Origin of the sequence: Kitasatospora sp. MY 5-36, assembly GCF_001182915.1 — a bacterium.
Lineage (GTDB): Bacteria > Actinomycetota > Actinomycetes > Streptomycetales > Streptomycetaceae > Kitasatospora.
On sequence record NZ_LFVW01001250.1, the window covers coordinates 1 to 1,172 of the forward strand.

The window sequence follows — 1,172 nt, forward strand, 5'->3', positions numbered from 1 at the left end:
CGGGCGCCGCGTTCGCCTCGGGCGCCGTGTTCGCCTCGGGGGCCGGGGCGGCCTTCGGCCCGGCGGGAGCGGCCGGAGCGGCGCAGCCGGCGAGGACGGCGGAGAGGCAGACGGCGGCCAGCAGGCCGGTCCGTACACCGCCCCGGTGGTGCTGGCTTCCCCTCAAACCCCCATTATTACGACAAACTGATGGTCTGTTCATGGGTGCACTGCTCCCCTGCCGTGCACCACCGCCAACCCCCGCGTCACCCGTGCGGGGCAACGACGCACCGGGTCCTTGCCGTTCCTTTGCCCGGGTGGCGGGGCGACCGGGTGACCGTCGGCCCGACGGCCGGGGCGGAGCGGGCCGGGCGGGGCCGCCGGGAAAACCGATTGCGGCGACGGCCCCCGAATTGGATCATGCGCGCATGACGAACACCGCGCCCCGCCGCTCCGACCTCTGGACCGTCACCACGGCCGACGTGACCGCCCCCGAGGCCCTGGACCTGCTGCGCGAGTACTACTACGACGTGGCCAACCGCTACTACCGCCTGCACTTCGACCGGGAGGGCACCCCCGAGGAGCTGGAGTCCGGCCTGGCCGACTCCCCCAGCGACGACCTCGCCGCCCCGGACGGCCTCTTCCTGATCGGCCGCCACGACGGCGCCGCCCACTCCTGCGCCGGGCTGCGCCGACTCGACGCCGCCACCGTCGAACTCACCCGGGTCTTCGTCCGCCCCGGCCTGCGCGGCACCGGCGGCGGCGCCGTGCTGCTGGCCGCCGTCGACCGGGCCGCCCGCTCCCTGGGCGCCGAGCGGATCGTCCTCGACACCCGCCTCGACCTGGTCGAGGCCCGCGCGCTCTACCTGCGCAACGGGTACCGGGAGATCCCCGCCTACAGCAGCGGGCCGTACGCCCAGGTCTGGTACGGCAAGGACCTCGCCCCCGTCGAGTAGCGGCGGCGGCCCGGAGGGAACGGACCGGGTTCACCCCGCGCCGACGTGCCGGGAGGGCTCCGGTCAGTCCGCCAGGGCGGCCGCGAGTTCGGCCGCCGAGGGCGGGTTGGCGCCCGGGCGCGCGACGGTCAGCGCCGCCGCCGTCACCGACTGGGTGAGGCAGACCGCGAGGTCGGCGCCCGCCGCGTGGGCGTGCAGGAAGGCGGCCATGAAGGCGTCGCCGGCGCCGACCGTGTC

2 protein-coding genes are annotated in these 1,172 nt (G+C 76.0%); one reads left to right on the forward strand and one right to left on the reverse strand.

The genetic code is table 11. The features are described 5' to 3' along the window. Positions 1-407: 407 nt before the first annotated feature. Positions 408-935 (forward strand): GNAT family N-acetyltransferase, encoded by a 528-nt coding sequence (locus tag AE652_RS41740; RefSeq protein WP_079272324.1) that lies wholly within the window; start codon positions 408-410, stop codon positions 933-935. 63 nt (positions 936-998) lie between these two features. Here AE652_RS41740 and AE652_RS44625 read toward each other — a convergent pair. Then, positions 999-1,172: PfkB family carbohydrate kinase (locus AE652_RS44625; protein ID WP_234348733.1), on the reverse strand; the 174-nt coding region annotated here is incomplete at its 5' end.